This window comes from Thauera terpenica 58Eu (genome assembly GCF_000443165.1).
GTDB lineage: Bacteria > Pseudomonadota > Gammaproteobacteria > Burkholderiales > Rhodocyclaceae > Thauera > Thauera terpenica.
On sequence record NZ_ATJV01000044.1, the window covers coordinates 1 to 26,666 of the forward strand.

The following is a 26,666-nucleotide window of genomic DNA, read 5'->3' on the forward strand; positions in this document are numbered from 1 at the left end:
CGCACGCCGGCTCGGGGGGGGGTTCGGGTTCGGGGTCAGGGTCAGGGTCAGGGTCAGGGTCAGGGTCAGGCTTGGGGGCTGGCTTCGAGTTGGCGCGTGCGCTGAAATTCGGTCGCGCTGCGGCGCCGGCCTGGGCAGTGACGGCCGATCTCGCGCTCGCCCAGGTGCGCACCCAACTCGATGCAGACCTGCCCGAGCTGGTGCTCGACCGCCTCGATGGTCGCCTCGGTGTCGAACGCGATGACGAAGGCTACCGGTTGCACACACGGGGGCTGACGCTGCGCGCCGCGGATGGCCTGGCACTGTTGCCGACCGATCTTGAACTGCAGCTGGGCGCGGCAGCGCGGGCACAGTCCGGTCATGAGGAAGGAGATGCGATCGGGTTCGAGGGCGAAGGCGGCATGCTCGGGCGCAGCGGACGTCTCGACGTCAACCGGCTCGACTTCGATGCGCTGGCGCGGCTTGCCGCCTTTCTTCCGCTTGACGCTGTGCTGCGCGCGCAACTTGCCACGCTTGCGCCCAGCGGCCGGCTGGACGCCTTGCGTCTGCGCTGGGAGGGCGCGCTGGTGGTGCCAACAGCCTGGGAGGTGTCGGCTCGCTTTGCTGATCTTGGCTTTGCCGCGGACGCCGGACTGCCGGGTCTGGGCGGGCTGAGCGGCACGCTGGAAGGCGATCAGGGTGGCGGGCGTTTCCGCCTCGATAGCCGTGGCGCGCATGTCGACGTGCCCGAGATATTCGATTCCACCCGCCTGCAGTTTGACCAACTGCGGGCGGACGGGGGCTGGCAGCGGCGCGCAGCGCAGCTCGAGATCACGCTCGACAGCGCGCAGTTCGAGAATCCGGATGCCGCTGGCCATGCGTCCGGCGTGTACCGGCCGCAAGCGGGCAGTGCCGGCGAGATCGACCTCCAGGCCAAGCTCACGCGGGCCGAGGGGACGGCGGTGTGGCGCTACCTGCCGCGTGTTGTCGGCAGCCATACCCAGGACTGGGTGCGTACCTCCATTCGCCAGGCCGAGGTGCCCGAGGCCAGCCTGCGCCTGCGCGGCGCGCTCAACGCGTTTCCCTTTCGCGATGGCGAGGGCGAGTTTCGCGTCGTCATCCGGGTGGCGAACGCGACCCTGGATTACGCCACCGGTTGGCCGGTGATCGAAGGCATCTTCGGGGAGGTGCGCTTCGAGGGACCGGGGATGCGTATCGAGGCGGCGCGCGCGCGCATCTTCGGTGCTGCGCTGACCGATGTCGTCGCTGACGTGCCCGATCTTGATGTGCAGCCCTCCGAAGTCATGACCATCACCGGCAAGGCAGCGGGGCCGAGCGCCGAGTTCCTGCGCTTCGTCTCGGCCAGTCCTGTGTCCGCGCGCATCGGTGGCTTCACCGACGCGATGCGTGCGCAGGGCAGGGGCCGTCTGGACCTGCGCCTGGTGATGCCGCTGCGACAGCTGGAGGACAGCACGGTCGAGGGCGAGTATCGCTTCGCTGCCAACCGCCTGTGGTTGGTGGAGGGGCTGCCCGTGCTCGAGGACGCGGGCGGGCGCCTGCGCTTTACCGCCGACACGCTGTCCCTGCCCGAGGCGCGTGCGCAGTTCCTCGGCGCGCCGGCACGAGTCAGTGCACAGACGCTCGATGACGGCACGGTGCGCTTCGAGGCCAGCGGCGCGGCCAGCGTATCGGCGCTGTCGGCAGCGTGGGATGCACCGCTCCTCGATCATGTTTCCGGTAGTGCGGAGTGGAAGGCACGGATTGACATCGCACGCGGCGCCACCCGGCTCAAGCTGGAGTCCGACCTGCTCGGCCTCACCTCCAGTCTGCCCGCACCACTCAACAAGAGCGCAGCTCAGGCCTGGCCGCTGCGCGTCGATCTTGATGCGCCCACCGCGCAGTCATCGATGCAGCTCAAGCTGGAACTGGCGCAGTGGCTGCGCGCCGAGCTCGAGTGGCCGGGCGCGGGCGCTCCCCTGCGTGGGGGGCTCGCGCTCAATGCGCGCGCGGGAGAGGTGCTGCCACGTGCGGCGGAGGGCGTGCTGGTCACAGCCCGTTTCGATGCCTTCGATGCCGACGCCTGGCGCCGGGTGCTCGATCGCGCGGTGCCCGCTGCGGTGGCCGATGAGTCCGCAGCGGACGGCTCAGGCCTTGAGGCCACGCGCAGCAGTGGCGCTGCGCTCCCTGCGCTGGCGGGGGTCTCGCTCGAGGTCAAGAAGTTGCAGGTCTTCGGCCAGCTCGTGAATGACTTCGCCCTGCGCGGCGTGGCCGATCAGGGGGGCTGGAGGGCACAGATCGCGAGTGATCGCGTGCTCGGTGAGCTCGACTGGCGTGATGCCGGCGCGGGCGCCTTGCGCGCCCGCCTCGAGCGCCTGAGCCTGGGCGGTGGCGAGGAGGGTGGCGAGGAAGACGGAAACGAGCCGGTGAGCAAGTCCGCTTCGGCGCACGAGCACGATGAGACGCCGCCCCGACAATTGCCCGCGCTCGACGTGGTGGCCGAGCGCTTCTTGCTCAGAGGCAAGGAGCTCGGGCGGCTGGAGTTGTTTGCGCGCAACCGCGCGGGCGTGTGGCAGCTCGAGCGCTTCGGGCTGAGCAGCGCCGACGGCCAGCTCAAGGGCAGCGGCGAGTGGCGCACCCGTGGCCAGCAATCGACCCGGCTCGACTTCAGCCTGCAGGTGGCCGATATCGGCCATTTTTCCAGGCGTCTGGGCTACGACGACGTCGTGCGCGGCGGCAAGGCGACGCTGGGAGGACAAGTGCGCTGGCAAGGAGCGCCCACCCGTATCGACTATCCAAGCCTGGCCGGCAGGATGGATCTCGCCGCCGAGGCGGGCCAGTTCAACAAGCTCGAACCGGGAGTCGGGCGCTTGCTGGGCATTCTCAGCCTGCAGTCGCTGCCGCGCCGGATCACGCTCGACTTTCGTGATGTGTTTTCGGAGGGATTCGCCTTCGATGGCATTTCCGGTAGCATCGACGTGGCTGACGGCGTGATGCACACCGAAGATCTTTCCATCCGTGGGCCGGCGGCGCGGGTGCGCATGCGTGGTACGGCGGATGTCGAGGCGGAAACCCAGGATCTGCGTGTGGCGGTGCAGCCTACGCTGTCGGAATCGGTTGCGATCGGCGCGGCCGCAGGCCTGCTCAATCCGGTCGCGGGCGTGCTGACCTACCTGGCGCAAAAGGCGCTCAGCGATCCAATCGAAAAGTTCTTTGCCTACGAATACGAAATCCGCGGCACCTGGGATGATCCCGAAGTCAGGCGTCTGGGCGCAGGGAAATCCGCCCCCGTGCCATGAAGCGGGAGCCCGCTGTGGCCAGCGCTGAGCACGCCAGTTCCGCCGCACTTCAACCTCCAACCTGGACCTCCAAGCCTGCATGAGCCTATCGCCCGCACCGCCACTTTCGCCTGCCGTCTCCTCGTCAGACACACCTGCAAGCACGCGCATTGCCGCGATCCAGACCGTGTCCGGGCCGGATGTGGAGCAAAATCTGCAAACCGTCGCCCGTCTGGTGGCCGAGGCTGCGGCTGCGGGTGCGCGCCTGGTGGCCTTGCCGGAGTACTTCTCGCTGATCACCGCCGACGAGCAGGCCAAGGTGCGCGTGCGCGAAGCGGACGGCAGTGGACCGCAGCAGGACTTTCTCGCCGAACTCGCGCAGCGCCATGAAGTTTGGCTGGTGGGCGGCACGATTCCGCTCATGGCCGATGCCGAGGGCAAGGTGCGCAACACGACGCTGGTGTTCGATGCGCAAGGCGAACGTGTGGCGCGTTACGACAAGGTTCATCTGTTCAGTTTCCAGCGCGGTGGAGAGCGTTACGAGGAGGCGGCCACCATCGAGCCGGGCAGCACGGTGTGTGCCTTCGATTCGCCGCTGGGCCGTATCGGCCTGTCGGTGTGTTATGACCTGCGCTTCCCTGAGCTCTACCGTGCGATGGGCACGGTGGATCTCATCATCGTACCGGCGGCCTTCACCTACACCACCGGGCGCGCGCACTGGGAGGTGTTGTTGCGCGCGCGTGCGATCGAGAATCAGTGCTACGTGATGGCGCCGGCACAGGGTGGGCGCCATGCGAGTGGTCGCGTGACCTGGGGCCACAGCATGATCATCGACCCCTGGGGCGAGGTGCTGGCCTGCCGTGAGGAAGGGGCGGGCGTGGTGCTGGCCGAGATCCGGCCCGAACGCATCGCCGGCGTGCGCGCCAGCCTGCCGGCGCTCAGTCATCGCCGCATGGGCTGAACACGCAGAATTCATCGGGGCGCTGATCGTTTGCGCGCCCAGCCGGTCCAAGCCGGCAAGAAACCCAAGGACTACGCATGAGCAAGAGCCAAAACCCGCTGCACGTCGCCGATCGTTATCTGCTTTCGCCCCATGGTCTGGGGGAGGCCGAGCTGGAGAAGACTTTCCGCAAGCTGATGCGCCATGACATCGATTTTGCCGATCTCTATTTTCAGTACCAGCGCTCCGAGGCCTGGAGTCTGGAAGAGGGCATCGTCAAGTCGGGCAGCTTCGACATCGAACAAGGCGTTGGTGTGCGTGCGATCAGCGGTGAGAAGACCGCCTTCGCCTATTCCGACGACATCTCGCTCGACGCGCTCCTGAGCGCGGCGACGGCGACGCGGGCGATCGCCGCTGCCGGTGAGCGCCGCCGTGTGGGCATCGTGCCGCACAAGCTCAAGTCGCGTCTCTATCGTGCCGATGACCCGCTCGATTCGCTCGACGACACCGCCAAAGTCAAGCTGCTCGAGCGCCTGGAGGGCTTCGCCCGCGGCGAGGACGCGCGCGTCACCCAGGTCATGGCGCACATCGCCGGGTCGTGGGAGGTGGTGATGGTGGCGCGTAGCGACGGCCATCTGGCGGCGGATGTGCGCCCGCTGGTGCGGGTGTCGATCACGGTGATCATGGAAGAAGGTGAGCGCCGCGAGCAAGGCAGCGCAGGCGGCGGCGGGCGTTACGATTACGGCTACTTCAGTGATGAGCGCCTGCAGGAATACGCGCGCGCTGCCGTGCATCAGGCCAGCGTCAATCTGGGTGCCGATCCGGCGCCGGCCGGCACCATGCCGGTGGTGCTGGGCCCGGGCTGGCCGGGCATCCTGCTCCACGAGGCCATCGGTCACGGCCTGGAGGGCGACTTCAACCGCAAGGGCAGTTCGGCGTTTTCGGGCCGCATCGGCCAGCAGGTCGCGGCCAAGGGTGTCACCGTGGTCGATGACGGCACGCTGCAGGACAGGCGGGGCTCACTGTCGATCGATGACGAGGGCAACCCGAGCGAGCGCACGGTGCTGATCGAGGATGGGGTGCTGACCGCTTACATGCAGGACATGATGAACGCGCGCCTGATGGGCATGGCGGCGACCGGCAACGGCCGGCGCGAGTCTTTCGCCCATCTGCCGTTGCCGCGCATGACCAACACCTACATGCTCAATGGCGACAAGCACCCGGAAGAGATCATCAAGTCGGTGAAGAAGGGCTTGTACGCGGTGAACTTCGGCGGCGGTCAGGTCGACATCACCTCGGGCAAGTTCGTGTTCTCCACCTCCGAGGCCTATCTGATCGAAAACGGCAAGGTCACGCGGCCGGTGAAGGGCGCAACCTTGATCGGCAACGGCCCGGATGCGCTGACCAAAGTAAAGATGATCGGCAATGACATGATGCTCGATCCGGGTGTGGGCACCTGCGGCAAGGAAGGCCAGAGTGTGCCCGTGGGTGTGGGCCAGCCGACGCTGCGTATCGACGGGCTGACGGTGGGCGGCACGGCCTGAGGCCCTGGGTCGGGTGGCTGAGGCCGGCGCCTAGTTTGAAGGCGGCTTGGTGGCCGTGGCGCTGGCGACTTGCTGCGGCTGCCAGCTCCAGTGCTTTTCCCACGCAGTGCGGACCAGGTTGGGGTATTCGGCCTTGCCCAGGCTGCCGTTGTAGCGCCCCAGCGCGCGAAAGAGGTCGCCCTTTTCGATGTCGAGGTAGTGGCGCAGGATGGTGCAGCCGTAACGCAGGTTGGTGCGCAGGTGGAAGAGGTTGTCGTCCGGGCGGTTCATGACCTTGAGCCAGAACGGCATCACCTGCATGTAGCCGCGCGCGCTGGCTGAAGAAATCGCGTATTTGCGGAAATTGCTCTCGACCTGAATCAGGCCGAGCACCAGTTGCGGGTCCAGCCCGGCGCGGGTGGCTTCGTAGTGGATGCTGGTGAGCAAGGCCTTGCGGTAGTTTTCGTCCGGAATGCGCTTTTGCAGGCGGCGTGACATCTCCGTCAGCCACAGGCTGCGCTCGCCCGCGTCCGGGATGGGCAAGGTCGGCGCCACCGCGTCACTGACTGCTTCATGCAGGGCGGCGCGCACGCTGGCGGCAAGCGGCTCATATTGCTGCGCCCCGGCCTGCGCTGCGCCACTGCACAGCGTGAGCGCAAGTCCTGCGATCAGCGCGCGCAAACCGGAGCTGTGGGCGGGCATGATGGCTCAGGCCTGGCCGAGTGCGCCCAGGAGGTGGGCGGCGATGGTGTCGAGCGCGAGCTTGCTGACTTCGGCCTCGCGCCGGCCCTGATATTCCACCACGCCTTCCTTCAGACCGCGCTCGCCGATGGTGACGCGATGGGGCACGCCGATGAGTTCCCAGTCGGCGAACATCACCCCCGGGCGCTCGTCGCGGTCGTCGAGAATGACGTCCACGCCTTGCGCGCGCAGCGCTTCGTAGAGCTTTTGTGCTTCATCGCGCACTGCTTGCGACTTGCCCCAGCCCACCGGGCAGATCACCACTTCGAAGGGCGCGATCGCCGTCGGCCAGATGATGCCGCGGGCGTCGTGGTTCTGCTCGATCGCGGCGCCCAGGATGCGGGTCACGCCGATGCCGTAGCAGCCCATCTCGAAGTGCTTGGGCTTGCCGTCCTCATCGAGGAAGGTGGCGTTCATCACCTTGGAGTATTTGTCGCCAAGGTAGAACACGTGGCCGACCTCAATGCCGCGCTGGATGGCGAGTGTGCCCTTGCCGTCCGGGCTGGGGTTGCCCTCGACGACGTTGCGGATGTCGGCGACCACGTCAGGCTCGGGCAGATCGCGGCCCCAATTCACCCCGGTGAAGTGGAAGTCGGCATCGTTGGCGCCACAGATGAAGTCGGACATGTGCGCGACCGTGCGATCGGCAATGAGCTTGACCGGTTTTTGCAGTCCGATGGGGCCGAGGTAGCCTGGCTTGCAGCCGAAGTGCTCGTCGATCTCGGCTTCGGTGGCGAAGCGGAAACCCGTCTTCAGACCGTCGAGCTTGCTTGTCTTGATCTCGTTGAGGCTGTGGTCGCCGCGCACCAGCAGCAGCCACAGCGTGACTCCGGCGGGCTCGCCCTTGGCGTCGACATCGTCGGTGGCGAGTACGAGTGACTTCACCGTGGTGGCGAGCGGCACCTGGAGCAGGGCGGCGACGTCGGCGCAGGTGGCGCTGCCCGGGGTCGGGGTTTTTTCCAGCGCCTGGCCTGGTTCGGCGCGATGCTCGAGCAGCGACACGGCCTCGGCCAGCTCGATGTTGGCGGCATAGTCGGAGTCAGGGCAGTACACGATGGCGTCCTCGCCGGTGTCGGCGATGACCTGGAATTCGTGCGAGCGGTCGCCGCCGATGGCGCCGGTGTCAGCCGCCACCGCGCGGTAGTCGAGGCCGATGCGGTCGAAGATGCGTGTGTAGGTGGCGAACATGAGCGCGTAGCTGTGGCCGGCGGCTTCTTTGCTGCGGTCGAAGGAGTAGGCGTCCTTCATGGTGAATTCGCGCCCGCGCATGACGCCAAAGCGCGGCCGGCGCTCGTCACGGAATTTGGTCTGGATCTGGTAGAAGTTCTTCGGCAGCTGGCGGTAGCTCTTGATTTCCTGGCGCGCGATGTCGGTGACGACCTCCTCCGAGGTCGGCTGCAGCGCGAAGTCGCGATCGTGCCTGTCCTGCAGGCGCAGCATCTCCGGGCCCATGGTGTCCCAGCGCCCGGTCTCCTGCCACAGCTCGGCAGGCTGCACCAGCGGCATGGTCAGCTCCATGGCGCCGGCGCGGTCCATCTCTTCGCGGATGATGGTCTCAACCTTGCGGATCGAGCGCAGGCCCAGGGGCATGTAACTGTAGATGCCGGCTGCGGCCTTGCGGATCATGCCGGCGCGCAGCATCAGCTTCTGGCTGACGACCTCGGCGTCGGAGGGGGCTTCCTTGAGAGTGAAGAGATGGAACTGGCTGGCGCGCATGGGAGTCTTTGGCTTGAAAGGCGTTGTCGAGCGCGGAATTCTAGCGCAAGGCATCACTGCAACAGGCGCTTGCACGGGCCAGAGTAGCCCATGCACAGCAATGGTGCGCTTTCAAACCGACCGCAAGTGTGGAAAAATCGGTGCTAACAAACCGAATTTGAAGGTTAAACATGCTTGATCGTGAAGGCTTTCGCCCTAACGTCGGCATCATTCTGGTAAATGCGCGCAACGAGGTTTTCTGGGGCAAGCGCATACGCGAGCATTCCTGGCAGTTCCCGCAAGGTGGCATCAAGCACGGTGAGTCGCCGGAGCAGGCCATGTATCGGGAACTGTTCGAGGAAGTCGGTCTGCGTCCTGAGCACGTCAAGATCCTCGGTCGCACGCGCGGCTGGCTGCGCTATGAGGTTCCAAGGAACTGGATACGGCGCGAATGGCGCAACTCCTACCGCGGACAGAAACAGATCTGGTATCTGTTGCGGCTGGTGGGGCGAGATTCTGACGTCAGTCTGCGCGCGAGCTCACATCCGGAATTCGATGCCTGGCGGTGGAGTAATTATTGGGTGCCGCTCGATGCGGTGATCGATTTCAAGCGTCTGGTGTACCAGATGGCGTTGGTGGAACTGGCCCGCATCCTGTTCCGTTCACGGGCGTTTGACATGCCTGAGAGTTACCGTGTAGCTGAGCCGGAAGCGCCGCTCAAGGTGGTGCTGGGCAGGTCGCCGCCTTGAGTGCGGTGCGGATGAGACGTTTTTCCTGTGGAGATTCACGCGCTTGCATTCCCGTTTAAGACGTAGTTTTGGCGGCGCTTGTGTCGCCTTCGCGTGCTGGTCTGGCGCCGCCTTCGGTGCTTGGCTGGTCGAGACCGATTCGGACTGGACGGAGGGCGAGCTCAGCTTGCCGCCGGCGGTGGAGGAGTCGCGTCTGCGGCCTTTCTTCGTCAGCAGTGCCTCGCCCAACAGCTTTTTCATCGATGAAGGCAGCGTCAGCGTCGGGGCGGACCAGGTCGTGCGTTACACGCTGGTGGTGCGCACGCCCGGCGGCGCCGAGAACATCACCTTCGAAGGTTTGCGCTGCGCAACAGGTGAGCGGCGCATCTATGCCAGCGCACGTCGGGACGGCGAGTGGACACCGCTGAAGAACAGCGCGTGGCAAGCTATCAACGACAACGCCTACAACCGTCCGCGCGCAGCGCTGGCCTACGACTACTTCTGTGACGGCCCGGCGCCGCCGCGCGATCGCGAGCACGCCCTGCGCTTGCTGCGCTCGCCGCGTGACGTGTTCCAACCTTTCGGAGCCCGATGATGATTGACAACGCCATCACCGAATTCGACCGCGCCCTGCGCACCGTGTTCGCGCCTGCCCAAAGCGTGCGTCAGGTGCCGGGGGCGGATCTGCCCGAGGCCGATCTGGCGCAGGAAGAGCGCCTCCACGCCGCCGCCCTGATGCGGGTGAATCATGTCGGCGAGATTTGCGCCCAGGCCCTGTATCAGGGGCAGGCGATGATGTCGCAAGACCCCGCGATCCGCGATGCGCTGCGCCAGGCCTCGCGGGAGGAGACCGAGCATCTTGCGTGGACCGAGCGCCGTATCGCCGAGCTTGGCGGGCGCAAGAGCCTGCTCAATCCGCTGTGGTACGGCGGCGCGCTCGCCCTGGGTCTGTTTGCCGGGCGCTTCGGCGATCGCTGGAATCTGGGTTTTCTCGCCGAGACCGAGCGTCAGGTGGAGAATCACCTCAAGACACACCTCGACACGCTGCCAGCAGACGATCGGAAGTCGCGTGCGATCGTGGAGCAGATGAAAAGTGATGAGATCGAGCACGCGGAGACCGCGCTGAGGCTGGGTGCGCATGAGTTGCCTGCCCCCGTCAAGGGGGTGATGCGGATGGCGGCCAAGCTGATGACGACGCTGACTTACCGCATCTGAACCACAGTTCATGGTGGGGCGGGTGAGGGCAGGCTGGCCCGCGATGCGCAGTTGCTCCGTGCTCAGTCGGCTTCAACGATCTCGAATTCATGCGAGATCTCTGCCGTCTTGCCGAGCATGATCGATGCCGAGCAGTATTTTTCGGCGGACAGATGGATGGCGCGCTCTACCGCGTCGCGCTTGAGTTTGCGTCCGCTAAGGGTGTAGATGAAACGCACGCGGGTGAAGACCTTCGGATCGGTGTCGGCGCGCTCGGCCTCGAGTCGGACGCTGCAGCCACGTATGTCATGACGGCCACGCTTGAGGATGAGCACGACGTCGAAAGCGGTGCAACCACCTGCGCCTGCCAGCATCAGCTCCATCGGGCGTGGCGCCAGGTTGCGGCCGCCAGCCTCAGGCGCGCCATCCATCGCGAGCAAGTGACCGCTTCCCGTTTCAGCGACGAAGCTCATGCCATCGAGCCATTTGATGGTGCATTCCATATTTGCCTTCTCCTTTAGTAAGTGGTGCTTTGGCACGCACCCGTTGAGTGGGTGCGTGCGTGGGCACGAATTCTACCGGACCGGCTGCCGGCACAAGGCGCCGGCCTTGCTGGGTGGTGCAGGCGGGGGATGCGGTGGCTCTGGCCGCGCTGTCGCAACAATACGGCATGGTATTCATGCGGTGCACAAAAGACAGTCGGGAGGCGTGTCTTGTCAGCCTTGTGACGCGCTTTCAGGCGGCTGGCCTATGGTTGAAAATTGATATAAAACAATATTTTGCGATTAAATAAAGATGGCTTATAGCAGGATCAGAACAATTATCGTGCAATGCACAAAATGCTCTTGCGTGAAGCGTGCGTGGTGTGGATAATTCATCTCAGTCGGATCGCTGACGCGGCTACATTGACGCGCCGATCCAAACAGTGTCTCCTCCACCCTCCTCCTTTGGTGTGGATTTAACGCAGTCCTCGCGGACTGCGTTTTTTTTATCTGTGCGGCTTGCGTGTCTTAATCATTGACAGGCAGGCCCTGATCTCATTAAGATTGCGAGCTTTCCGTTTGACGGCCCGCATATCCGGCCTGACAAAAATCGAGGTTTCAAATGAAGACGTTTTCTGCCAAGCCGCACGAGGTCAAGCGCGACTGGTTCGTTGTCGACGGCACGGACAAGGTGCTTGGCCGTCTTGCTGCCCAAGTGGCTCGTCGCCTGCGCGGCAAGCATAAGGCCATCTACACCCCTCACGTTGATACCGGCGATTTCATCGTCGTGGTCAACGTAGAGAAGCTGCGTGTGACCGGTAACAAGGCGCAGGACAAGAAGTACTACCGTCACTCGGGTTACCCGGGCGGTATCTACGAAACCAACTTCACCAAGCTCCAGCAGCGCTTTCCCGAACGCGTGCTCGAGAAGGCGGTGAAGGGCATGCTGCCAAAGGGCCCGCTGGGCTACGCCATGCTTAAGAAGCTGAAGTGCTACGCGGGGCCGTCGCATCCGCACACCGCTCAGCAGCCGCAAATTCTCGAGATCTGACAGGAGCCGATAAATGGCTGTGACTTACAACTACGGAACCGGTCGTCGCAAGACAGCGGTTGCGCGCGTGTTCATGAAACCGGGTACCGGTAACATCGTCGTCAATGGCAAGCCGGTAGACGAATTTTTCTCGCGTGAAACCGGTCGCATGATCGTACGCCAGCCGCTGGTTCTGACCGGTAATGTCGACAAGTTCGACATCATGGCAAACGTGACCGGTGGTGGCGAATCAGGCCAGGCCGGCGCCCTGCGTCACGGCATCACCCGTGCGCTGGTCGATTACAACGTCGAACTGAAGGGTGAACTGCGTGGCGCTGGCTTCATCACGCGCGATGCACGTGAAGTTGAACGGAAGAAAGTGGGTCTGCGCAAAGCGCGTCGGGCCAAGCAGTTCTCCAAGCGTTAAGCCTCTGGTGCTGCATGCAGAAGCCGTCCTCAGGGGCGGCTTTTTGCTTTTCCTGGCGGGGCTGCGAGCGGCCGGCGTTGTGCGGTCCCTGCGTCCTCGCTGCCGTTTGAGGTGTGAGAGTGCGATAATTGTCGCCGTGTCCTGAGCGCAATAAAGGAAGCGAGATGATCAAGGTGGGTGTTGTCGGGGGTACCGGGTACACGGGCGTGGAGTTGTTGCGCCTGCTGTCACGTCACCCTGAGGTCGAGTTGGTGGCGATCACGTCGCGTGGCGATGCCGGCATGGCGGTTGCGGACATGTTCCCCAGTCTGCGGCGGCGTGTCGGGCTGAAGTTCGTCACGCCTCAGGAAGCGCGTCTCGAGGCCTGCGATGTGGTTTTCTTTGCCACGCCCAACGGCATCGCGATGCAGCAGGCGGCACAGCTTGTGGCGGCCGGTGTGCGTGTGATCGATCTGGCAGCCGACTTCCGCATCCGCGATATTGCCGAGTGGCAGAAGTGGTATGGCTTGGAGCATGCCGCGCCCGAACTCGTGGCAGAAGCGGTTTATGGCCTGCCCGAGCTCAATCGCGAACAGATTCGTGGCGCACGTGTGCTGGCCAACCCGGGTTGTTATCCGACCGCCGTTCAGCTCGGCTTCCTGCCCTTGATCGAGGCCGGCCTGATCGATAACGCGCACCTGATCGCTGACGCAAAGTCGGGCGTGTCCGGTGCAGGGCGCAAGGCCGAGATCCACACCTTGCTGCCCGAGGCCGCCGACAGCTTCAAGGCCTATGGTGTGGCCGGCCACCGCCATCTGCCTGAAATCAGCCAGGGCCTGTCCCTGGTGGCGGGTGAGTGCGTTGGCCTGACCTTCGTGCCTCATCTGACGCCGATGATTCGTGGCATCCATGCAACGCTGTACGGACGCATCAAGCCTGGTGTCGACCTGCCTGACCTGCAGGCGCTATTCGAGAAGCGTTACGAGGGCGAGGCTTTCGTTGACGTGATGCCGGCAGGCAGCCATCCGGAGACGCGTTCGGTGCGGGCATCCAATCTGTGCCGTATCGCCGTGCATCGTCCTCAGGGGGGCGATACCCTTGTCGTGCTATCGGTCATCGACAATCTGGTCAAGGGGGCAGCTGGGCAGGCCGTGCAGAACCTCAACATCATGTTCGGCTTCGACGAAGAGGCGGGACTGGATATCGTGCCGGTGAGTCCGTGACGGGAACCTCCCGCGTGAAACACGATCCGAGACTTTGACGATTGCCGCGCGGATGAAGCATCATTCGCGGCACAGCCCCACAGAGGAGAAATCATGAGCGCAGAAGTCGCAACCCCCGACATCCTGATCTTCACCGACAACGCGGCCAACAAGGTGCGCGAACTGATCGAGGAAGAAGGCAACCCCGAGCTGAAGCTGCGTGTGTTCGTCAGCGGTGGCGGATGCTCGGGCTTTCAATATGGCTTCACCTTTGACGAAGAGGTGAGCGAAGACGATACGACCTATGAGAAGAACGGGGTCATGCTGCTGATCGATCCGATGAGCTACCAGTATCTGCTGGGCGCCGAGATCGACTACACCGAGGGTCTGGAGGGTTCGCAGTTCGTGATCCGCAACCCCGGTGCCACCAGCACCTGCGGCTGCGGCTCGTCATTCAGCGCATGAGGTCTTGAGCACACAAAAAAATGGGGCGCTGCGGCGCCCCGTTTTTTTTGCCCTGACACGCCGGGATGCGGCGTGAGCAGCTCAGTCCGCGCTCGCCAGCTCGTAGTTCAGCAGTGCAAAGCGATTGCGTAGATCGGCAGTGTCGCGGCGAAAGGCGATCAGCTCCTTGGGGCTGAGTGCGTCTGCCATGGGCAGTTCGACCGTCATCGGGTTTTGCGCCACGTTGTTGATGCGGACCTCGTAGTGCAGGTGCGGACCGGTCGCCCATCCGGTGCTGCCGACGTAACCAATGATGTCGCCCTGGCTGACGCTCTGGCCCTTGCGAATGCCCTTGGCAAAGGCGTTGAGGTGCGCATAGGCGGTGGAGATGTTGCCGCGGTGCTTGAGGATGACGATATTGCCGTAGCCGTTCTGCACGGCAGCCAGATCGACCACGCCGTCCGAGCTGGCCTTGATCGGGGTGCCGGTCGGCGCTGCAAAATCGGTTCCCTTGTGGTCGCGCCAGTTGTTCTTGATCGGATGCAGGCGACGACCGAAGCTGGAACTGATGCGTGAGAACTCCAGCGGCGAGCGCAGGAAACCCTGGCGCAGGCTGCGGCCGTCGTCGGTGTAGTACTGCTCCTTGCCGCTCGGGCTGCGATGCAGCACGACGGCGTGGCGCTTGCCGTCATTGATGAACTCGGCCGCCAGGATGCGGCCCGCACGCACGGCGTTGCCGTCTTCGTAGATCGCTTCGTAGACCACATTGAAGCGGTCGTCCTTGCGCAGATCGGTATGAAAATCGATCTCGGTGCCAAAAATTTCGGCCATCTGCGTGGCGACGCTGTCGGGAACGCCGGCCTCATCAGTGGCGCCGTAGAGCGAGCTACGGATCACGCCCGAGCGCATTTCAACCAGGGTGCTCTGGGCCGCGCCATCGGACTGGCGCAGCTGCAGCGCGAGCTTGTCGTCGCGCTCGAGCAGCAGGTTCCGTCCGCTGTTGCCCACCGGCAAGCTGAAGGAAACGAGCTGTCCGTCGCTGCGCACCATCGCCATCACCGAGCGCCCGGCGCGCAGCTGGCGAATGGCCTGCTTGCCTTCATCCGCGCCGGACAGGAAGGCGAGCGCCTCGTCATCCTCTATGCCCAGGCGCAGGAACAGGGACTGCAGGGTGTCGCCAGGCTGGATGCGTTCGTTGTATACGAAGGGCAGTTCGTTGTCGGTTTCGATGGCGATGCTGGGTGCGGGCAGGGTTTCGATGACCGGGCGCACGATGACCCCCGCGGTGTCGCTGTCTGGGGCAACGGCGGTGGCCGCAACCACGCCCATCAAGGAGGTGCCAACGACAAGCGTCAGCAGCCAGGGGCGCGGACGGGTGAGGAGTTGTGCCGGCAGTTCGGCTAGAATTCGGGTTTTTCTTGCCTGCATAAGCTCACTGGGTCTGGATGGCCAAAAAACTTTTGCGAGTTTAACAAAGTTATCCACGCGGTCGGAAAGGTATTTTTGGAGAAATTGAATGACTGATGTTTCGGCGGCCATCGAGCTGATCAAACGTGGCACCGATGCGCTCTTGCTCGAGGTCGAGCTGATCGAACGCCTCAAGAGCGGCCGCCCCTTGCGCGTGAAGGCGGGCTTCGACCCGACCGCGCCCGACCTTCATCTCGGTCACACGGTGTTGATCAACAAGCTGCGGCATTTCCAGGAACTCGGCCATCGGGTCCAGTTCCTGATCGGCGATTTCACCGGCATGATCGGTGATCCGAGCGGCAAGAACACCACGCGCCCGCCCCTGTCGCGCGAACAGATCATGGACAACGCCCGCACCTACGAGGATCAGGTGTTCAAGATCCTCGATCCGGACAAGACCGAGATCTGCTTCAACTCGACCTGGATGGACAAGCTCGGCGCCGCCGACATGATTCGCCTCGCCTCGCATCAGACGGTGGCGCGCATGCTGGAGCGGGACGACTTTGCCAAGCGTTATGGCAGTAATCAGCCCATCGCCATTCACGAGTTCCTCTACCCGCTTGTTCAGGGCTACGACTCGGTGGCGATGAAGGCCGACGTCGAGCTGGGCGGAACCGATCAGCGCTTCAACCTGCTGATGGGGCGTGAACTGCAGAAGCACTATGGTCAGCCACCGCAATGCGTGGTGATGATGCCCTTGCTCGAAGGGCTTGACGGCGTCAACAAGATGTCCAAGTCACTGGGCAACTACATCGGCATTTCCGAGGCGCCCAAGGAGATCTTCGGCAAGACCATGTCGGTGTCGGACATCCTGATGTGGCGCTATTACGACTTGCTGTCCTTTCGCTCCAGCACGGAAATTACAGCACTGAAGCGCGCGGTCGAGGACGGGCGCAATCCGCGCGACGTCAAGGTGATGCTGGCGCAGGAGCTGGTCGCACGCTTCCATGGCGCACGTGCAGCAGAAGAGGCGCTTGCCGACTTCGAGGCGCGTTTTCAGCGCAATGCCATTCCTGAAGACCTTCCGGAGGTCACGATCGTGGCAGGCAGCGAGGGCCTGGCGCTGTTCCAGGTGCTCAAGCAGGCGGGTTTGACCGGCAGCACTTCCGAGGCGATGCGCATGATCGAACAAGGCGCGGTGCGCCTCAATGGTGAGCGTGCCGACGACAAGGGCTTGCGCTTGTGCGCCGGTGAGAAGGTGGTGCTGCAGGTGGGCAAGCGTAAATTTGCCGCGGTGGTGCTGTCGTGAACCGGGTGCCATGCCTCGCTGGCGTGCTGTGGTGAGCGCAGCCGACGCGGCCCGTCCGATCGGCGTGTTCGACTCCGGGGTGGGGGGTCTTACCGTCGTGCGTGCGCTCATGGAGCGCCTGCCGCTGGAGAGCATCGTCTATTTTGGCGACACTGCGCGCGTGCCCTACGGCGTGAAGTCGGTGGCCACGATAGAGCAGTTCAGCGCGCAGATCACCGACTACCTGCTGCGTCGCGACGTGAAGATGCTCATCATTGCCTGCAACACGATGGCGGCGGTGGCAGCCCACGTCGTTCGTCGGCTGGCGCGTGACATCCCGGTGCTGGACGTGATCGAGGCCGGTGCACGCGCTGCGGTGTCGGGCTCGAGCGGGCGGCGCATCGGTGTGATCGGCACTCCCACCACCATCAACAGCAACGCCTACGCGCGTCGCATGCACGAGCTCGATCCCACGGTCCGGGTCTATTCCCAGGCCTGTCCCTTGCTTGTGCCGCTGGTGGAGGAGGGCTGGCTGGACCATGCGGTGACGCGCCTGACGGCGCAGGAGTATCTGCGTCCGGTGCTCGCCGAAGAGGTCGACAGCCTGGTGCTCGGTTGCACGCACTACCCGCTGCTCAAACCGCTGCTGCGCGACGTGGCGGGGCCGCAGGTGCGTCTCATTGATTCAGCGCTCACCACGGCCGAGCTGGCGGCGCAGTGCCTGCAGCAGTCGGGGCTGACGCGCGCGGGTGGCGGGCCAGCGGTCTACCACTTCGTGGTCAGTGATGTGCCGCTGCGTTTCCAGACGATTGGCGAGCGCTTTCTCGGGCGCTCGCTGGGTGAGGTGGAAAAGGTCGACTGGTAGGCCTGCGAGTTGGGGGGCGACGCTCAGGAGGCGGCTTCAGCCGCTGTGTCTAGCCAGTCCCGCGCGTCGATCTCGCGTTCAAAGACCTGCACTTCGGCATCAACGAAGAGTTGCGTCACCCAGGCGCTCCAGGTCAACCACTGGTCATCGGTCAGCACCGCGATGCGGCGGAAGTCGCGCGCATGACGACGCGAAAACTTGATCTCTTCCCAAGCTACATCCAGGGTGAAGCCTGCCATCTGGCGCAGGTCAAGAAGCAGATCGATCGGCCCGCCGAACTGGATCTTGTAAGTGACCAGCTCCTCGAACTCCTTGTAATCGGCCAGCGCGAATTCACCAAATATGGTGATGGCGACGAGCTTGTCGTGGTGTTCGATGTTGATCATCATGGTCTCCGTGACGCCTGACTGGCTGGCCTCTACTATAGCCCCCGGCCCGCTTTGGCTCAATCAGCCCGCTTGCCTTCCGTCCCCGGCAAATCACGCCTTGCGGCGCGCGCGCAGGGAGATCATGACCGCGCTGGAGACGATCAGCGCGACCGCCACCCAACTCGACCACGGCATGCGTTCATCCCACAGTACGGCGCCGAACAGGCTTGCGAACACCACTGTGGCGTAACTGAGGTTGGCCGATACCAGCGTATGGCCGTAGCGGTAGGAGCGCGTCATTGCCAGTTGCGCGAGACCGCCGAAGACGCCCACACCCAACACGATGAAGAACTCCTGCACATCGGGCAGATGCGGGCCCGCATGCAGGGCCGCGGCAAGACCGAACAGCAGCGTGACCAGTGAGAACCAGAACACGGTGCGGACCTCGGATTCACCGACCCGACCCAATTCGCGCACGCTGATGTAGGCCACGCTTGCGATCGCCCCCGAGCTCAGACCAACAAGCGCCCCCAGCCATTGCTCGGACGTCAGGCTAGGGCGCAGCAGCAGCACGACACCTGCAAAACCGACCCCGATCGACAGCAGTCCAGCCCATCCCAGGCGTTCACGAAAGACGACAGCCAGCAGCAGGGCAACGAAGAGGGGCGAGGTGTAGTTGAGTGTGACCGCGGTGGCCAGGGGCAGCGCGCCGATGGCGAAAAAGTAGCAGCTCAAGGCGATCGAGCCTGAAACGCTGCGCGAAACGTGCATGCGCCAGTGCGGGGTGCGTAAGCGGATGCCCTGGCTGCGGGCGAGCCCGACCATCATCAGCATGCTGATGAGGCCACGATAGAACACGACTTCGCCGGTCGAGAAGCTGTCCGCAGCCAGCTTGACGCATACGCCCATGCAGGCGAACAACAGGCAGGAGACGAGCATCCAGAGAGCGGGCATGAAGCGCACCTTGCAGTGCAGCGATACGGGCAGGTATTGAATCACACTGCGGCCCTGCGTGAGCGGTAGCCGGGCAGCGCAGGCGCGATGAAGGCGGGCGGCTCAGCCCGATGCCGTGCGCGGCACCCCTGCGGGGGTGACGGATGCCGGGCTCAGGCCGCGCTCGAGCCGGGCTTGCGTGGCAGCACCACGACGGCTTCCAATCCCCCCGCAGGATGATTATGGAGGTGGACCTGGCCTTGCTGGCGGCGCAGCAGGTTGCGTGCGATCGCAAGCCCCAGGCCGGTGCCGCCGGTGTCGCGGTTGCGCGAGGTTTCCAGGCGGTAAAAGGGCTCGAATACCTTTTCCAGCTCGGATTCCGGGAGGCCGGGGCCGTGGTCACGGATGCGGATCTCTATCATCTGGGGCGTGGAGGAGACCTGAATCTCGACCGCGCCACCGAACTTCGCCCCGTTCTCGATCAGATTCCACAACGCGCGGCGAACGGCAGTCGGGCGTGCGAGCACGGGCACACCGACGCTACCGCTGAGGCTTATCTTCCAACCCATGTCGAGCGCGTCTTCGCGCAAGGCCTCGAGCAGGCTGTCGACATCGACCGCCTGCGCGGGGGCGGCGTCGTCCAGGCTGCGCGCATAGACCAGGCCTTCCTTGATCAGCGCCTGCATGCTGTCGAGGTCGGCCTGGACACGAGTGCGCAATGGCTCGTCATCGAGCAGTTCCGCGCGCAGGCGTAGGCGTGTGATCGGGGTTTGCAGGTCGTGCGAGATGGCGGCGAGGATGCGGGTGCGCTCACTGACGTGCTCGCGCATGCGTTGCTGCATCTGGTTGAAGGCTTGCGCGGCCTGGCTGACTTCGGTTGGGCCACGGATATCCATGGGTGCGCGCTCAGGGTCTTCGCCGAGGGCGCGCGCGGCTTCGGCCATGCGAGACAGCGGACGGGTCGCGAGGCGCACAGCGAACCAGGTCAGCAGGCCGACGCCGCCGATCAGGGCGGCGAGCGCGGCGAACAGACGGGCGGGCTCGGGGTTGCGGAGGTGGGGGCCGGGCGGGATTCCGGGCAGACGTACCTGCAAGGGGGTGCCGTCGGCCAGATGCACCACGGCGATGATGATGGGGTGTTTCATGCCCGGGCGCTCGTGTGCATAGGCGGCGCTGGTGCGCTCGGGCATGGCCGCGCGCAAGGCCGCCGGCAGGGGGTGTCCGTCAGGCAGGGGGCGTAGCGGCTCCGAGGGCTGGCGCAGCGCAAGACGCAGGCGTCGGCGGCCAAGCTGATCTATCCACTGCTCGCGCTCGGCGGTGCTAAGGCGGTCGAGCACCTCCACCTTGGTGGCAATTTCCTGCGCCACGCTCTCGAACAGCGCGGCGCGTCCGAGGCGCTCGCGCTCGCCGACGAAGAGGGTGAAGCTGACGGCGAGCACGATCATGATGCCGACGATCAGGATCAGCATCAGGCGCGCAAACAGGCTGTGGAGCCAGGGCAGCTTCATGGACTGTTCCGTGTGCTATCGGGCGCTACGGTGCTGACTTCGACGGCGAGCACGTAGCCCTCGTTGCGTATGGTCTTGATGATGGTGGGTTCGCGCGCGTTGTCGCCCAGACGCTGGCGCAGGCGGCTGATCTGGAGGTCGATCGAGCGGTCGAAGAGCTCGGCTTCGCGCCCCTGCGTCAGTTCCATCAACTGGTCGCGCGACAACACGCGCTGCGGGTGCGACAGAAAGATCGTCAACATGCGGTATTCCGCACCCGACAGCGCGACCACCGTGCCATCTGCGTCGATCAGGTGGCGGTTGACGGTGTCCAGACGCCACTGCGCGAAGTGCAGTTCGCGCGCATTGGAAGGTGCTGCGGTGTCGAGGTTGGGTGGCAGCGAACGGGTGCGACGCAGCACGGCACGGATGCGGGCGAACAGCTCGCGCGGCACAAAGGGCTTGGTGAGGTAGTCGTCAGCGCCCATTTCAAGGCCGAGGATGCGGTCCATGTCGTCGCCGCGTGCGGTGAGCATCAGGATGGGTGTGTTCGCGGGCGGGCCGCCGGCTGCGCGCAGGTTGCGGCACAGGGTGAGGCCGTCCTCGCCCGGCATCATGATGTCGAGTACGATGAGGTCGATGCGGTGCTGCTCCAGCGCCGCCTTCATCTCGCGCCCGTCGGCCGCCGTGGTGCAGCGCAGCCCCTGCTTTTCGAGATAATCGGCGAGCAGCCCGCGAATGTCACGATCGTCATCGACGATCAGGATGTGGTCTTGTTGGCTCATTGCAGGCTCTCCTTGAGACCAATGGTAAGCCCGTGGCGGGCTGGCTTTGTATCCCAGCGTATCAAACCGGGCCTCAGAGACAGAAGGCTGCAAATCTGTCCCATCCTGACAAACGCCGCACACATCGGGATGTTCCAATGGTCTCGTCGCCCAAAGCTTGGGGCGCAGCCGATACCAACCTGCAAGGAGAGACATCATGAAGAATTCAATCAAGACTTCGATCGCCGTCGCCATCATCGCCACCGGTGCCCTGGGCGCTTCTGCCGCACTGGCCTGGGGTGGGCACTGTGATGGCAGCGGCCCGCGCGGCGGCATGGGCGGCTGGTCGCAGATGGAACCGGAGCAGATGGAAGAAAGGATGGCGCAGCGTATTGATCTGCACTTCGCGCGTCTCGAGTTGGCACTCGTGCTGAGCCCTGCGCAGAAGCCGGCTTTCGACACCTTCAAGGCGGAGATGAAGGCACGTGCCGAACGCATGGCGAGCGCCATGGCCGAGCGTCGCACGGGCACGCGACCGGCGACTGCGGTCGAGCGCATGCAGCGCATGGAAGAAATGGGCAAGCTGCGTCAGAGCGAGATGGCTGAGGCCCGCAAGACCGTCGAGACTTTCTATGCGACTCTGGGCGAGGCACAGAAGATCGTGTTTGATGCGGAGTTCCAGAAGATGGGGCCCAGGGATGGCATGGGTGAGCGCGGCCTGCGTGACGGTAGTGGTGCCGGCGGCGGCGGTGGTGCTGGAATGCGATCCGGCCGCGGCTAAGCGCAGCATGCACTGATTGAAAGAGGGCGAAGGCCGCCTGCGCTCATGAGGTGCTGAACACAAAAGGCCATCCCGGGGGATGGCCTTTTTCAATATTCCCGCTCTCGGGCGGGGCACGGTTCAGCTTAGTGGAACTGCTCTTCTTCGGTCGAGCCGGTCAGCGCCTTCACCGAGGAGGTGCCGCCCTGAATCACGGTGGTGACGTCGTCGAAGTAGCCTGCGCCCACTTCCTGCTGGTGCGACACGAAGGTGTAGCCCTGCTCGCGCGCGGCGAATTCCGGCTCCTGAACCATCTGCACGTAGTGCTTCATGCCTTCGCCGCGCGCATAGGCGTGGGCGAACTGGAAGGTGTTGAACCAGTTGATGTGGATGCCGGCCAGGGTGATGAACTGATACTTGTAGCCCAGCGCGGACAACTCGTCCTGGAACTTGGCGATGGTGGTGTCGTCCAGGTTCTTCTTCCAGTTGAAGGACGGCGAGCAGTTGTAGGACAGCAGCTTGCCCGGGCAGGCGGCATGCACGGCCTGCGCGAACTCGCGGGCGAAGCCCAGATCGGGCGTGCCGGTCTCGCACCACACCAGGTCGGCGTAGGGGGCGTAGGCGACGCCGCGGCTGATGGCTTGCTCGAGGCCGTTCTTGACGCGGTAGAAGCCTTCCTGGGTGCGCTCACCGGTGAGGAAGGGCTTGTCGTTGGCGTCGTGATCGGAGGTGATCAGGTTCGCCGCTTCAGCGTCGGTGCGCGCCAGGATCAGCGTCGGCACGCCCATGACGTCGGCGGCAAAGCGGGCCGCGAGCAGCTTCTCGATGGCTTCCTGGGTCGGCACCAGCACCTTGCCACCCATGTGGCCGCACTTCTTCACCGCAGCGAGCTGATCTTCGAAGTGCACACCGGCCGCGCCGGCGGTGATCATGTTCTTCATCAGCTCGAAAGCGTTGAGCACGCCGCCGAAACCGGCCTCAGCGTCGGCGACGATGGGCAGGAAGTAGTCGATGTAGTCCTTGTCGCCCGGGTTGATGTCGCGCGACCACTGGATCTCGTCGGCGCGCTTGAAGGTGTTGTTGATGCGGCGAACCATGGTCGGCACCGAGTCGTAGGCGTACAGCGACTGGTCGGGGTACATGGTCTCGGAGGTGTTGCCGTCGGCGGCAACCTGCCAGCCGGACAGATACACGGCTTCCAGACCCGCCTTGGCCTGCTGCATGGCCTGGCCGGCGGTGATGGCGCCAAAGGCGTTCACATAGCCTTTCTTGGCGCTGCCGTTGACGCGCTCCCACAGCAGCTTGGCGCCGCGCTGGGCGAAGGTGTGCTCGGGCTGCAGGCTGCCACGCAGGCGGACGACGTCAGCCGCGGAGTAGCCGCGCTTGACGCTCTTCCAGCGCGGGTTTTCGGCCCAGTCTTTTTCCAGGGCTGCAATTTGCTGTTCGCGGGTCATGGTCATGATGTTTCCTTATGAAAAGAGCAGGAGGGGTCAAGGTTTGCGGTCAGTTCGAGCGTGGACCGCGGTGTTCCTGGGGTGAGCTTGCTGAAAAGCGGAGTGCATCACCGATGGTGTGAAGTATAAGAGGCATTCCGCGTAGCAGCAATATGTCTTATATAAGACATAAGAAAAAAGTTTGCGTAATTAAAACAGTGAATTATGTCTTCCGTTTCAATCAGTGAAACGGAAGTGATCGCTGTGAAATGAGATTTGCCTGCGGCCGTGCTGCACTGCATCGTGCTGGACGCGCAGGGGGTGTCTCGTCCGCGATCAGAAAAAGTGAGCTCGTTCAGATCAGGGCGCGTGCTGACAGGATGACTCCGTCCTCGTCGGCATACAGGTAGTGACCGGGCGTGAAAGTGACGCCGCCAAAGCTGACCGGCACGTCGGCTTCGCCGACATTGCGCTTGACTGTCTTGCACGGGTGGGTGCCGAGCGCGAATACGCCAATCTCCATCGCACCGATGGCTTTCGAGTCCCGAATGCAGCCGTAGACGATAATCCCCGCCCAAGCATTCTTGACCGCGAGCTCGGCAAGCTGGTCGCCGAGCAGGGCGCAGCGCATCGAGGCGCCGCCGTCGATGACGAGCACACGGCCCTCGCCGGTCGACTCGACGGCCTTGCGCACGTAGGAGTTGTCCTCGTGGATCTTCAGGGTGCTGATGCGCCCACCGAATGCGCTGTGCCCACCGTAGCTCTTGAACATCGGGCTGACGACGCTCAGCTGGTCGTGGGTGTCGCAGAGGTCGGCGGTGTGAATGTCCATGATCGCTCCTTGTCGATGGCGAGGTGAATGAATGAGGCAGGGCGCCCCTCAGGCAGGGCGCCCTTCAGGCAGCGCGCATGATAATTCAGCGCCCCGTCGGCGACGCGAGCTTGCAGGCAAAAAAACGGCGCGCCCCGCGAAGGGCACGCCGTTTGTGCTGGCCGCGCGCAAAGGAGCTCAGGCGGTTGCGGTCTCCGCTTCCTCGAACACCAGCTTGACCTTTTCTTCCTCGTCGAGGTCGATCGTCACCTTGCCGCCGTTCACCAGGCGGCCGAAGAGTAGTTCGTCGGCCAGCGCGGAACGGATCGTGTCCTGAATCAGCCGCGCCATCGGGCGCGCGCCCATCAGCGGGTCGAAGCCCCTCTCGGCCAGCCAGGCCTTGAGCTCGTCGGTGAAGTGCGCATCCACCTTCTTCTCGTGCAGCTGAGCTTCGAGCTGCATGATGAACTTCTCCACCACGCGCAGAATCACCTCGTGATCAAGCGCCTTGAACGAGATCATCGCATCCAGCCGGTTGCGGAACTCCGGTGTGAACAAGCGCTTGATGTCGGCCATCTCGTCACCGGCTTCACGCTTGGTGGAGAAGCCGATCACCGACTTGTGCATCGCCTCGGCGCCTGCGTTGGTGGTCATGATGATGATCACATTGCGGAAATCCGCCTGTCGACCATTGTTGTCCGTGAGCGTGCCATGGTCCATGACCTGCAGCAGGATGTTGTAGATGTCGGGGTGCGCCTTTTCGATCTCGTCCAGCAGCAGCACGCAGTGGGGCTTCTTGCTGATCTGCTCGGTGAGCAGGCCTCCCTGGTCAAAGCCGACGTAGCCCGGTGGCGCACCGATCAGCCGGCTCACCGCGTGGCGCTCCATGTACTCGGACATGTCAAAGCGCACCAGTTCGATGCCCAGCGTGTAGGCGAGCTGACGTGCGACTTCAGTCTTGCCGACACCGGTAGGCCCGGAGAAGAGGAAGGAGCCGATCGGCTTTTGCGGATTGCCCAGTCCGGAGCGCGACATCTTGATCGCTTTTGCGAGCGCCTCGATGGCGGCGCCCTGGCCGAACACCACGTTCTTGAGGTCGCGTTCCAGCGTCTTCAGTGCAGCCTTGTCGTCATTGGACACGGTGCGCGGCGGGATGCGTGCGATCTTGGCGACGATCTCCTCGATCTCATTCTTGCCTATGGTCTTCTTCTGCTTCGACTTCGGCAGGATGCGCTGGGCAGCACCGGCCTCGTCGATGACGTCGATGGCCTTGTCAGGCAGGTGGCGGTCATTGATGTACTTGGCCGACAGCTCTGCCGCACTCGACAGCGCCGAGCTGGAATACTTGATGCCGTGGTGTTCCTCGAAGCGACTCTTGAGACCCTTCAGGATTTCAATCGTCTCGGCGACCGAAGGTTCGACCACGTCGATCTTCTGGAAGCGACGCGAGAGCGCGTGGTCCTTCTCGAAGATCTGGCGGAACTCGTTGTAAGTGGTCGCCCCGATGCACTTGAGCTGGCCCGAGGACAGCGCCGGCTTGAGCAGGTTGGAGGCATCAAGCGTGCCGCCCGACGCCGCGCCTGCACCGATCAAGGTGTGGATCTCGTCGATGAACAAGATGGCGTTGGGGTTCTCGGTGAGTTGCTTGAGCACCGCCTTCAGACGTTGCTCGAAGTCGCCCCGGTACTTGGTGCCGGCCAGGAGCGCACCCATGTCGAGTGAGTACACTTGCGCGTTGTTGAGGATCTCGGGCACACGGCCTTCGACGATGCGATGCGCGAGCCCTTCGGCGATGGCGGTCTTGCCCACGCCCGCCTCGCCCACCAGCAGCGGATTGTTCTTGCGGCGGCGGCAAAGGGTCTGGATGACGCGCTCGACTTCCTTCTCGCGCCCGATGAGCGGGTCGATCTTGCCGACCAGGGCCTGCTGGTTCAGGTTCAGGGTGTAGCTCTCGAGTGCGCCGCCAGCCGGCTTGTCCTCCTGCTCCTGTTCGCCCCCCTGTTCGCCGTCGCTGCGGCCGGGCGTGCCTGCGCCTTGCGGAGGCACCTTGGCGATGCCGTGGGAGATGAAGTTGACGACGTCCAGACGCGAGATGTTCTGTCGCTGCAGGTAGTACACCGCGTGCGAATCCTTCTCGCCAAAGATCGCGACCAGCACGTTCGCGCCCGTCACCTCTTTCTTGCCCGACGACTGCACGTGCAGGATGGCGCGCTGGATGACGCGCTGAAAGCCGAGCGTCGGTTGCGTGTCGATCTCATCGCTGCCTTCGAGGCGCGGCGTATGTTCGTTGATGAAATTGGTCAGTTCCCGCCGCAATTCCTCGATGTTGGCGGCGCAGGCGCGCAGCACCTCTGCCGCCGAGGGGTTATCCAGCAACGCGAGCAACAGGTGCTCGACGGTGATGAACTCGTGACGCTTCTGACGTGCCTCCACGAAAGCCATGTGCAGGCTGACTTCAAGCTCTTGCGCGATCATTCAGTTTTCCTCCATCACGCATGCCAGCGGATGTTGATGCTGACGAGCAAATGAGGCGACCTGTTCAACCTTGGTCGTTGCGATGTCTCGCGGAAAGACGCCGCACACCCCGATGCCCTCTCTGTGGACTTGGAGCATGACTCGCGTGGCACGTTCGCGATCCATGCTGAAAAATTTCTGCAGAACGATGATCACGAAGTCCATGGGTGTGAAGTCATCGTTGAGCAGAAGCACCTTGTACAGGGGCGGCGGACGGGTGCGCGTCCGCTTCGCCTCGAGGACGAGTTCGTCTTGTTTCCGGATACCCATGAATTTCATTCTAATGGAGTCGTCGCCGAGTGCAACACAGGAGATTTCCACCGCTCCTTGTCGGCGTGCCGCACACTCGTCGCCGACATGCACGGGTGCCGCGGTGTATACGCAACACTGATCGTGC

25 protein-coding genes are annotated in these 26,666 nt (G+C 63.9%); 13 read left to right on the plus strand and 12 right to left on the minus strand.

Going from position 1 to position 26,666, the window contains the following annotated elements:
• The first annotated feature begins 71 nt into the window (after nucleotides 1–71).
• From M622_RS25420 to tldD, 3 genes are all read left to right on the plus strand, one after another.
• Entirely contained in the window at nucleotides 72–3,275 is a 3,204-nt protein-coding gene (locus M622_RS25420; RefSeq protein WP_084520676.1) for a YhdP family protein, read from the plus strand.
• Between the two features lie 79 nt (nucleotides 3,276–3,354).
• Nucleotides 3,355–4,215, plus strand: coding sequence for a carbon-nitrogen hydrolase family protein (locus M622_RS25425; RefSeq protein ID WP_031346422.1), 861 nt, complete (start codon nucleotides 3,355–3,357; stop codon nucleotides 4,213–4,215).
• Between the two features lie 77 nt (nucleotides 4,216–4,292).
• Complete coding sequence (gene tldD, locus M622_RS25430; RefSeq protein WP_021248398.1) at nucleotides 4,293–5,738, plus strand: metalloprotease TldD; 1,446 nt, start codon at nucleotides 4,293–4,295, stop codon at nucleotides 5,736–5,738.
• A 30-nt stretch (nucleotides 5,739–5,768) separates the two neighbouring features.
• On the opposite strand, the gene M622_RS25435 is transcribed toward tldD, so the two are convergent.
• Both M622_RS25435 and M622_RS25440 read right to left on the minus strand, forming a co-directional pair.
• Complete coding sequence (locus M622_RS25435) at nucleotides 5,769–6,419, minus strand: lytic transglycosylase domain-containing protein (RefSeq protein ID WP_021248399.1); 651 nt, start codon at nucleotides 6,417–6,419, stop codon at nucleotides 5,769–5,771.
• Nucleotides 6,420–6,425: 6 nt separating this feature from the next.
• Complete coding sequence (locus M622_RS25440) at nucleotides 6,426–8,174, minus strand: proline--tRNA ligase (protein WP_021248400.1); 1,749 nt, start codon at nucleotides 8,172–8,174, stop codon at nucleotides 6,426–6,428.
• 170 nt (nucleotides 8,175–8,344) lie between these two features.
• Here M622_RS25440 and M622_RS25445 point away from each other — a divergent pair, with 170 nt between their 5' ends.
• From M622_RS25445 to coq7, 3 genes are read left to right on the plus strand one after another with little or no spacing between them, the layout of a single operon-like run.
• Nucleotides 8,345–8,902 carry an RNA pyrophosphohydrolase gene (locus M622_RS25445; RefSeq protein ID WP_021248401.1) on the plus strand — a complete coding sequence of 186 codons (558 nt, stop codon included), beginning with the start codon at nucleotides 8,345–8,347 and terminating at the stop codon, nucleotides 8,900–8,902.
• Between the two features lie 43 nt (nucleotides 8,903–8,945).
• A complete protein-coding gene (locus M622_RS0119940) occupies nucleotides 8,946–9,476 on the plus strand; it encodes a CNP1-like family protein (protein WP_031346423.1) in 531 nt (176 codons plus the stop codon).
• Nucleotides 9,476–10,096, plus strand: a complete 621-nt coding sequence (gene coq7, locus M622_RS25450) for a 2-polyprenyl-3-methyl-6-methoxy-1,4-benzoquinone monooxygenase (RefSeq protein ID WP_021248403.1) — start codon at nucleotides 9,476–9,478, stop codon at nucleotides 10,094–10,096. Before M622_RS0119940 ends, coq7 begins: the two co-directional genes overlap by 1 nt.
• 62 nt (nucleotides 10,097–10,158) lie before the next feature.
• Here the strand turns inward: coq7 and M622_RS25455 are convergent, their stop codons facing one another.
• Nucleotides 10,159–10,578: an OsmC family protein gene (locus M622_RS25455; protein ID WP_021248404.1), complete on the minus strand. Its 420-nt coding sequence runs from the start codon at nucleotides 10,576–10,578 to the stop codon at nucleotides 10,159–10,161.
• 601 nt (nucleotides 10,579–11,179) lie between these two features.
• Between M622_RS25455 and rplM the strand changes: the two genes are divergently transcribed.
• The 4 genes from rplM to erpA all read left to right on the plus strand — a co-directional run bounded on the left by rplM (nucleotide 11,180) and on the right by erpA (nucleotide 13,660).
• A complete protein-coding gene (rplM, locus tag M622_RS25460) occupies nucleotides 11,180–11,608 on the plus strand; it encodes a 50S ribosomal protein L13 (protein WP_021248406.1) in 429 nt (142 codons plus the stop codon).
• A gap of 13 nt (nucleotides 11,609–11,621) precedes the next feature.
• Complete coding sequence (gene rpsI, locus M622_RS25465; RefSeq protein ID WP_021248407.1) at nucleotides 11,622–12,014, plus strand: 30S ribosomal protein S9; 393 nt, start codon at nucleotides 11,622–11,624, stop codon at nucleotides 12,012–12,014.
• Between the two features lie 164 nt (nucleotides 12,015–12,178).
• Nucleotides 12,179–13,216: an N-acetyl-gamma-glutamyl-phosphate reductase gene (argC, locus tag M622_RS25470; RefSeq protein ID WP_021248408.1), complete on the plus strand. Its 1,038-nt coding sequence runs from the start codon at nucleotides 12,179–12,181 to the stop codon at nucleotides 13,214–13,216.
• A 93-nt stretch (nucleotides 13,217–13,309) separates the two neighbouring features.
• Nucleotides 13,310–13,660 (plus strand): iron-sulfur cluster insertion protein ErpA, encoded by a 351-nt coding sequence (gene erpA, locus M622_RS25475; protein WP_021248409.1) that lies wholly within the window; start codon nucleotides 13,310–13,312, stop codon nucleotides 13,658–13,660.
• A gap of 81 nt (nucleotides 13,661–13,741) precedes the next feature.
• Here the strand turns inward: erpA and M622_RS25480 are convergent, their stop codons facing one another.
• Nucleotides 13,742–15,067 (minus strand): M23 family metallopeptidase, encoded by a 1,326-nt coding sequence (locus tag M622_RS25480; RefSeq protein ID WP_031346424.1) that lies wholly within the window; start codon nucleotides 15,065–15,067, stop codon nucleotides 13,742–13,744.
• A gap of 88 nt (nucleotides 15,068–15,155) precedes the next feature.
• Here M622_RS25480 and tyrS point away from each other — a divergent pair, with 88 nt between their 5' ends.
• Together tyrS and murI are read left to right on the plus strand one after the other, a co-directional pair.
• The gene (gene tyrS / locus M622_RS25485) at nucleotides 15,156–16,355 is read left to right on the plus strand and encodes a tyrosine--tRNA ligase (RefSeq protein WP_021248411.1); all 1,200 of its coding nucleotides are present in this window, start codon (nucleotides 15,156–15,158) and stop codon (nucleotides 16,353–16,355) included.
• 10 nt (nucleotides 16,356–16,365) lie between these two features.
• Complete coding sequence (murI, locus tag M622_RS25490) at nucleotides 16,366–17,199, plus strand: glutamate racemase (protein ID WP_021248412.1); 834 nt, start codon at nucleotides 16,366–16,368, stop codon at nucleotides 17,197–17,199.
• Between the two features lie 23 nt (nucleotides 17,200–17,222).
• On the opposite strand, the gene M622_RS25495 is transcribed toward murI, so the two are convergent.
• From M622_RS25495 to M622_RS25510, 4 genes are all read right to left on the minus strand, one after another.
• A complete protein-coding gene (locus tag M622_RS25495; RefSeq protein ID WP_021248413.1) occupies nucleotides 17,223–17,585 on the minus strand; it encodes a SpoIIAA family protein in 363 nt (120 codons plus the stop codon).
• Between the two features lie 93 nt (nucleotides 17,586–17,678).
• Nucleotides 17,679–18,521, minus strand: coding sequence for a DMT family transporter (locus M622_RS25500; RefSeq protein WP_031346425.1), 843 nt, complete (start codon nucleotides 18,519–18,521; stop codon nucleotides 17,679–17,681).
• Nucleotides 18,522–18,673: 152 nt separating this feature from the next.
• Complete coding sequence (locus M622_RS25505; RefSeq protein WP_021248415.1) at nucleotides 18,674–20,008, minus strand: ATP-binding protein; 1,335 nt, start codon at nucleotides 20,006–20,008, stop codon at nucleotides 18,674–18,676.
• On the minus strand, nucleotides 20,005–20,772 hold the full coding sequence (locus tag M622_RS25510) for a response regulator (protein ID WP_021248416.1): 768 nt from the start codon (nucleotides 20,770–20,772) through the stop codon (nucleotides 20,005–20,007). The genes M622_RS25505 and M622_RS25510 overlap by 4 nt, the downstream gene beginning before the upstream one ends.
• A 196-nt stretch (nucleotides 20,773–20,968) precedes the next feature.
• On the opposite strand from M622_RS25510, the gene M622_RS25515 reads away from it, so the two are divergent.
• Entirely contained in the window at nucleotides 20,969–21,532 is a 564-nt protein-coding gene (locus M622_RS25515) for a Spy/CpxP family protein refolding chaperone (RefSeq protein WP_021248417.1), read from the plus strand.
• Between the two features lie 125 nt (nucleotides 21,533–21,657).
• Here the strand turns inward: M622_RS25515 and aceA are convergent, their stop codons facing one another.
• The 4 genes from aceA to clpS form a co-directional block, all read right to left on the minus strand.
• A complete protein-coding gene (aceA, locus tag M622_RS25520; protein WP_021248418.1) occupies nucleotides 21,658–22,971 on the minus strand; it encodes an isocitrate lyase in 1,314 nt (437 codons plus the stop codon).
• A 328-nt stretch (nucleotides 22,972–23,299) separates the two neighbouring features.
• Nucleotides 23,300–23,776, minus strand: coding sequence for a ribonuclease E activity regulator RraA (rraA, locus tag M622_RS25525; protein ID WP_021248419.1), 477 nt, complete (start codon nucleotides 23,774–23,776; stop codon nucleotides 23,300–23,302).
• Between the two features lie 177 nt (nucleotides 23,777–23,953).
• On the minus strand, nucleotides 23,954–26,230 hold the full coding sequence (gene clpA, locus M622_RS25530; RefSeq protein WP_021248420.1) for an ATP-dependent Clp protease ATP-binding subunit ClpA: 2,277 nt from the start codon (nucleotides 26,228–26,230) through the stop codon (nucleotides 23,954–23,956).
• Complete coding sequence (gene clpS, locus M622_RS25535; protein WP_021248421.1) at nucleotides 26,231–26,539, minus strand: ATP-dependent Clp protease adapter ClpS; 309 nt, start codon at nucleotides 26,537–26,539, stop codon at nucleotides 26,231–26,233.
• Nucleotides 26,540–26,666 lie beyond the last annotated feature (127 nt).

What these genes read in the sequence shown, in the direction of transcription:
- M622_RS25425 (WP_031346422.1), top strand. Translation starts at nt 3,355, where the DNA reads ATGAGCCTATCGCCCGCACCGCCACTTTCGCCTGCCGTCTCCTCGTCA.
- tldD (WP_021248398.1), top strand. Translation starts at nt 4,293, where the DNA reads ATGAGCAAGAGCCAAAACCCGCTGCACGTCGCCGATCGTTATCTGCTT.
- M622_RS25435 (WP_021248399.1), bottom strand. Translation starts at nt 6,419, where the DNA reads ATGCCCGCCCACAGCTCCGGTTTGCGCGCGCTGATCGCAGGACTTGCG.
- M622_RS25440 (WP_021248400.1), bottom strand. Translation starts at nt 8,174, where the DNA reads ATGCGCGCCAGCCAGTTCCATCTCTTCACTCTCAAGGAAGCCCCCTCC.
- M622_RS25445 (WP_021248401.1), top strand. Translation starts at nt 8,345, where the DNA reads ATGCTTGATCGTGAAGGCTTTCGCCCTAACGTCGGCATCATTCTGGTA.
- coq7 (WP_021248403.1), top strand. Translation starts at nt 9,476, where the DNA reads ATGATTGACAACGCCATCACCGAATTCGACCGCGCCCTGCGCACCGTG.
- M622_RS25455 (WP_021248404.1), bottom strand. Translation starts at nt 10,578, where the DNA reads ATGGAATGCACCATCAAATGGCTCGATGGCATGAGCTTCGTCGCTGAA.
- rplM (WP_021248406.1), top strand. Translation starts at nt 11,180, where the DNA reads ATGAAGACGTTTTCTGCCAAGCCGCACGAGGTCAAGCGCGACTGGTTC.
- rpsI (WP_021248407.1), top strand. Translation starts at nt 11,622, where the DNA reads ATGGCTGTGACTTACAACTACGGAACCGGTCGTCGCAAGACAGCGGTT.
- argC (WP_021248408.1), top strand. Translation starts at nt 12,179, where the DNA reads ATGATCAAGGTGGGTGTTGTCGGGGGTACCGGGTACACGGGCGTGGAG.
- erpA (WP_021248409.1), top strand. Translation starts at nt 13,310, where the DNA reads ATGAGCGCAGAAGTCGCAACCCCCGACATCCTGATCTTCACCGACAAC.
- M622_RS25480 (WP_031346424.1), bottom strand. Translation starts at nt 15,067, where the DNA reads ATGCAGGCAAGAAAAACCCGAATTCTAGCCGAACTGCCGGCACAACTC.
- tyrS (WP_021248411.1), top strand. Translation starts at nt 15,156, where the DNA reads ATGACTGATGTTTCGGCGGCCATCGAGCTGATCAAACGTGGCACCGAT.
- murI (WP_021248412.1), top strand. Translation starts at nt 16,366, where the DNA reads ATGCCTCGCTGGCGTGCTGTGGTGAGCGCAGCCGACGCGGCCCGTCCG.
- M622_RS25495 (WP_021248413.1), bottom strand. Translation starts at nt 17,585, where the DNA reads ATGATCAACATCGAACACCACGACAAGCTCGTCGCCATCACCATATTT.
- M622_RS25500 (WP_031346425.1), bottom strand. Translation starts at nt 18,521, where the DNA reads ATGCCCGCTCTCTGGATGCTCGTCTCCTGCCTGTTGTTCGCCTGCATG.
- M622_RS25505 (WP_021248415.1), bottom strand. Translation starts at nt 20,008, where the DNA reads ATGAAGCTGCCCTGGCTCCACAGCCTGTTTGCGCGCCTGATGCTGATC.
- M622_RS25510 (WP_021248416.1), bottom strand. Translation starts at nt 20,772, where the DNA reads ATGAGCCAACAAGACCACATCCTGATCGTCGATGACGATCGTGACATT.
- M622_RS25515 (WP_021248417.1), top strand. Translation starts at nt 20,969, where the DNA reads ATGAAGAATTCAATCAAGACTTCGATCGCCGTCGCCATCATCGCCACC.
- aceA (WP_021248418.1), bottom strand. Translation starts at nt 22,971, where the DNA reads ATGACCATGACCCGCGAACAGCAAATTGCAGCCCTGGAAAAAGACTGG.
- rraA (WP_021248419.1), bottom strand. Translation starts at nt 23,776, where the DNA reads ATGGACATTCACACCGCCGACCTCTGCGACACCCACGACCAGCTGAGC.
- clpA (WP_021248420.1), bottom strand. Translation starts at nt 26,230, where the DNA reads ATGATCGCGCAAGAGCTTGAAGTCAGCCTGCACATGGCTTTCGTGGAG.
- clpS (WP_021248421.1), bottom strand. Translation starts at nt 26,539, where the DNA reads ATGGGTATCCGGAAACAAGACGAACTCGTCCTCGAGGCGAAGCGGACG.